The 4,633-nt window shown below is 47.5% G+C and carries 5 protein-coding genes and 1 pseudogene; 5 read left to right on the forward strand and 1 reads right to left on the reverse strand.

The annotated features are described in order from the left end of the window. Positions 1–145: 145 nt before the first annotated feature. Positions 146–805 (reverse strand): DUF1345 domain-containing protein, encoded by a 660-nt coding sequence (locus tag QUB77_RS31260; protein WP_333180902.1) that lies wholly within the window; start codon positions 803–805, stop codon positions 146–148. A gap of 211 nt (positions 806–1,016) precedes the next feature. On the opposite strand from QUB77_RS31260, the gene QUB77_RS31265 reads away from it, so the two are divergent. From QUB77_RS31265 to QUB77_RS31285, 5 genes and pseudogenes are all read left to right on the forward strand, one after another. Further along, positions 1,017–1,271: a hypothetical protein gene (locus tag QUB77_RS31265; protein WP_333180900.1), complete on the forward strand. Its 255-nt coding sequence runs from the start codon at positions 1,017–1,019 to the stop codon at positions 1,269–1,271. A gap of 82 nt (positions 1,272–1,353) precedes the next feature. After that, on the forward strand, positions 1,354–2,436 hold the full coding sequence (locus QUB77_RS31270; RefSeq protein WP_333180898.1) for an Hpt domain-containing protein: 1,083 nt from the start codon (positions 1,354–1,356) through the stop codon (positions 2,434–2,436). A 566-nt stretch (positions 2,437–3,002) separates the two neighbouring features. After that, on the forward strand, positions 3,003–3,959 hold the full coding sequence (locus QUB77_RS31275; RefSeq protein ID WP_333180896.1) for a reverse transcriptase domain-containing protein: 957 nt from the start codon (positions 3,003–3,005) through the stop codon (positions 3,957–3,959). Further along, positions 3,904–4,167: pseudogene (locus QUB77_RS31280) on the forward strand (group II intron maturase-specific domain-containing protein); the annotation flags it as partial. The gene QUB77_RS31275 and the pseudogene QUB77_RS31280, both read left to right, overlap by 56 nt. A 219-nt stretch (positions 4,168–4,386) precedes the next feature. Next, positions 4,387–4,515: a hypothetical protein gene (locus QUB77_RS31285; protein ID WP_333180904.1), complete on the forward strand. Its 129-nt coding sequence runs from the start codon at positions 4,387–4,389 to the stop codon at positions 4,513–4,515. Positions 4,516–4,633: the final 118 nt, after the last annotated feature.

A 4,633-nucleotide genomic window follows, 5' to 3' on the forward strand; every position in this document is an offset into this window, starting at 1 on the left:
TACATTTTGGGGTTTTATATTTTTCATTCTGTTCAAGTCAGTTACATTATACCTCATCTTTCTGATAAGTGCTATATACCGCCCGATATAACCTAAGCAGTGGAACTATTATTAGGGTGAAACTTTCCACTGGGACAGAATAATGTCAACTCAATCCAGCAATAATATTGACGCTCATAGCCAGAATAGCGGTGTTAAAAAAGAACGACAGCACGCTGTGAAAAAGCACGAGATACCTCGTCGAACGAGAAGTTATCTGCACGTCTGCAACTTGGCAAGTCATGCCAATACCAAAGGAGAAATATAAAAAATCTTTGTAGTCTGGTTCCTCGTCGCCCGGAAAGTCCAAACCATTCGCCTGCGAGTAGCTGCCGTGCTGTTTGCTGCGGTTTCCGTAGTAGCTGCGGGCATAGTGCATCGTGAAGATAGTGTGTACCTGCATCCAAGAGCCAACAATTGTCAGGACAGAAAGCCCCAAGTGCAGAAATAGCAAATCGGGGGGCAGGCCTTTGGTATCGCGCAGCAGGAAGACGATCGCCAACAAGCTAGCAAAAGCCGCTGCCGTAATCGTACTTAAGATTGTTAAGCGACCAGCGTCCAACTGCTGAGCGTGGTGGCGCATTATTTCGGGAGTGCCTTGCAGCATCAGCATCCAAGTCAAAAGCAGGAAACTCACAGCGCCCGCGTTCCAAATGCACAGCGTCCGAGTCAGGAGGAAATAGTGAGGCGGCAGGAAAACAGCGACTGCTATAGCAAACAGAACAGACACAAACAGGCGGTGCCGGACGCTCCAGACCCAGTGCATTTGAGATTTGGAAACATTTCTCACAGTAATTTAGCCTAAGTTAGGCACAGTAAGGGTTAGAAAATCTTAACTCCTATCTTTTCAGGAAATCCCCAAAGATAATGAAGTGGTAACGCGCAGCACAGGCAGAATTTTTCATGCCTTTCGATAGATCGATCGACCTCAACCTTCTAGCTACAGTGGGAGAAAAGATAAATTGTGGCTTGAAATTATGGCATCCTCCCAACCCCTCAAAGGCATTGAATTAATCGACTGCGCCAAAGCTAACGCCCAACAAGGAATAGCCACAGCCGCGAACCTTTGCGGCTACGGAGGCGACCTCAACACTTTCGAGCGGGAACTGAAACAGGCTTGCCAAGACATCGGCGTCGAAGTCAAGGAGTTAAGCGACTTGATTACGACTCAGCAGATGATGAAAGAAGGAATGGGTATTGAAGTCGCTCCAGATACTCCCTCAGAACTCTAGGCTCAATCTCCACCGCTCCAGTTTTAGGGCTAAGATTGCCCTGACACCAGTATTTTGAGTCTGCTAGCTGAGGCAGGCTAGAATGTTTTGCATGGGAGCTTCCGACTTTAGCAAGGAGTCGCGTTTTCTCCCGCGAAGAGGGTGCTTTCTGGAGGGTGCACAGATTGTTAGGAGGACTGTCGTGTCAGATCAGCAAGACCGAATTATGCGTTTGTTTATAGAGGAGGCTAAGGAGCACCTCGATACTCTAGAAAATGGTTTAGTGGATTTAAAGTCCACGATGAAAGACCCCGAAAGCGTCCAAGAGATGTTTCGAGCCGCCCATTCCGTGAAAGGAGGGGCGGCTATGCTTGGCTTAGATAGTATTAAAACAACCGCTCACCGCTTGGAAGATTGTTTTAAGGTGCTCAAGGACGGGCCCGTCAAGCAGGTTGACCAAACGGCAGAATCCCTATTTTTAAAGGGAGTTGATACGCTTAAGGACTTGCTGGGGCGACTGGAGGGGCCTTTCGGCTTGAGGAATGAGGAGGGAGAAAAACTCGTGCAGCAGGTGATGCCTGTTTTTGCTCAACTGGAAACTCATCTCGATAAATTGGCGTCGGGTAAAGTGCAGGCTGCTGCTGGGTCTGGTACGTCCGCCGCTCCAACAGCGGGCGCTGTGCCGGCGAATTTTGCTGTTGAAGTGATGACTTTACTCAAAGAAATGTTGCAGGTGTTCAAGCAGAAAGAATCGGCTGCTAGTCGCTCTGAGTTGACGGCTCTGTGCCTTCGCCTCTATAAGTTGGGAGGTAAAATAGAGACTTGGCAAAATTTAGTAAAAACCGCTAGAGCAGCGATCGTTAATCCCAAAAACTCTTATAAAGTCTTAGCTCCGCTGATTATCAAAGAACTCAAGGAAGCTGGCGATTTAGTGCAAGTGGGGAAAGTCCAAGCGATCGTTCCGAGTAAAAATTTGCTACTTTTGGCAGCAAGCCCAAAACCAGCAGCCCCAGCAGCCCCCGCAGCAGCAGCCCCCGCAGCAGCAGCCCCCGCAGCAGCGTCGAAGCAAGTCGCACTTCCGGCCGAACCGAAGGCGGTAGTCAAGCTTTTGCTCAAAACTTTCAACAAAAAGCAACTCTCGGAAATCGCCAAGTTACTGGTTCAAGCCATCAAATCCTCGAACTAGGAGTTTTGGCAGTAGAAGATAGATTGACAGTGCGATTCGTTGAAGAGTGAATCACGGTGAAAGTCCGTACATAACTCTTCCAGCCACAAGGCTGAACTCTCGGTCTGATAAGGGTGCAAGTCCCTTCTACCAGACTCAGGTATGACTCCCTATCTGCCCACACCGACCAAGCTCGATTCTTGGAGAGTGAAGCTGGGAACAGGACGCAATCAGACATCTTATGTGGGGTGACACTGGCGTTAATGGGGAGTTCCAATGGTGAAACTGAGCCTAGAAAAGTAACTTACTATCAAGCGGGGCACAGACCATTAACCCCCGACTTTACTGGAGTTTATTCCCGCCGAGTATTGTCGTAACATCCGTAAGAGTCGAGGGAATCCAGTAGTTAAAGTGGCTACACCTAAAGGAACGAACAATCACGCCCGAGGGAACGAAGAAAAACGAATGGAGGGTCTAGGGTAAGTCAAAACCCGAGTAGGCTAGACGAGCAGCGGAACTCCCTCAGTTCGGGTAGGATGCAGCGTAATTGTTGCAAGGTGTTCAGAGAACATAAGTTGGAGCAGAGCATGATTAGACACAACAGCAATGTTAGTGAATCTTGGAAGACGTTACCTTGGAAGAAATTCCGACGGGACTTATTTCGCCTACAAAAACGAGTGTTTAAAGCGATTCAGGTTGGAAACAAGCTCCAAGCGAAGTCCCTTCAAAAGCTAATTCTGAAATCCACGGCTGCAAGAATGCTGGCGATACGTCAAGTAACTCAACTAAATGCTGGCAAAAAGACTGCGGGAATCGATGGAAAAGCCTCACTCAAACATGAGGAAAGGTTTGCACTAAGTGAAGAACTCAGAGCCAAAAGTAACAACTGGAAGCACCAGAAGTTACGTTTAATACCAATCCCTAAAAAGGATGGGAGTCTCCGCCTCCTTAAGATACCGACTATCGCGGACAGAGCGTGGCAATGCCTCGCAAAATACGCTTTAGAGCCAGCGCACGAAGCAACCTTTGACTCCAGAAGTTATGGGTTTAGGACAGGAAGATCCGCACACGACGCGCAGAAAATTCTGTTCCTAAATCTAAGTTCAAAAGCTAATGGAATAGAAAAACGAGTTATCGAACTCGATATCGAAAAATGCTTCGACCGGATAAGCCACCTAAGCATCATGGAACGACTCATCGCCCCAGTGGGCATCAAGACCGGAATATTCCGCTGTCTAAAAGCAGGAGTTAATCCAGAATTTCCTGAACAAGGAACCTCGCAAGGGGGTGTGGTAAGTCCTTTGCTCGCCAATATCGCTCTCAATGGGATTGAGAAAATACACCAATCAGTCCGCTACGCGGATGACATGGTAATCATTCTCAAACCCAAAGATGACGCATCGGCAATACTCGATAAAGTTAGCGAATTTCTAGCAGAACGTGGGATGAAAGTGAGCGAAAAGAAAACTAAGCTAACGGCTACGACAGATGGATTTGACTTCCTTGGTTGGCATTTCAAAGTGCTTTCGCAACGGGAAATTTAGATGCGTTCCCTCAGCGGACAATTTTAAAGCGTTCCGTCAGAAAGTAAAACACATCGTTAACAACTCGAATTATGGTGCTACAGTTAAAGCTGAGAAATTAGCCCCTGTAGTTAGAGGTTGGAGAAATTACCATTGCTACTGTAAGTTAGATGGGTCACGGTTCTCACTGTGGTTCCTCTCGAACAGAGCATTCAAGGTATTCAATAAGGAATCAAAACAGAGTCGTCACACTGTCAAGAAATTGATGGAAAAAGCGTTCCCGGCGGTTCCTTATTCCGAAAACAAATTTGTCAATGTCAAAGGGGAGAAATCACCTTACGACGGAGACATAGCCTACTGGAGCGAACGTAACAGTAAGCTCTATGACGGAGCAACCTCCCAAGCCTTAAAAAGGCAAGATCATACCTGTGGATACTGTGGTCTAAAAATGCTCAGTGACGAGAGGGTACACCTCAATCATGTAGATGCCAACCATAGCAATTGGAAGAAAGATAACCTTCTAGCCATTCACGAAAGCTGCCACGATTATATTCACATGAGCAAGAGCGAAAGCTAAGAACATCGGGAGCTGGGTGCGGTGAAAGCCGCACGCCCAGATCGTGCGGTTCGTTTCTATGAAACTAGCCTGTATGGGTTAGGGGATTAGAGCCTTTACGCCGCCTTGGGTGCAAGCC

The sequence above is a fragment of the Microcoleus sp. AT9b-C3 genome (genome assembly GCF_036705485.1).
Classification (GTDB): domain Bacteria; phylum Cyanobacteriota; class Cyanobacteriia; order Cyanobacteriales; family Microcoleaceae; genus Microcoleus.

What these genes read in the sequence shown, in the direction of transcription:
- QUB77_RS31270 (WP_333180898.1), top strand. Translation starts at nt 1,354, where the DNA reads ATGTTTTGCATGGGAGCTTCCGACTTTAGCAAGGAGTCGCGTTTTCTC.
- QUB77_RS31285 (WP_333180904.1), top strand. Translation starts at nt 4,387, where the DNA reads ATGCTCAGTGACGAGAGGGTACACCTCAATCATGTAGATGCCAACCAT.
- QUB77_RS31275 (WP_333180896.1), top strand. Translation starts at nt 3,003, where the DNA reads ATGATTAGACACAACAGCAATGTTAGTGAATCTTGGAAGACGTTACCT.
- QUB77_RS31260 (WP_333180902.1), bottom strand. Translation starts at nt 805, where the DNA reads ATGCACTGGGTCTGGAGCGTCCGGCACCGCCTGTTTGTGTCTGTTCTG.
- QUB77_RS31265 (WP_333180900.1), top strand. Translation starts at nt 1,017, where the DNA reads ATGGCATCCTCCCAACCCCTCAAAGGCATTGAATTAATCGACTGCGCC.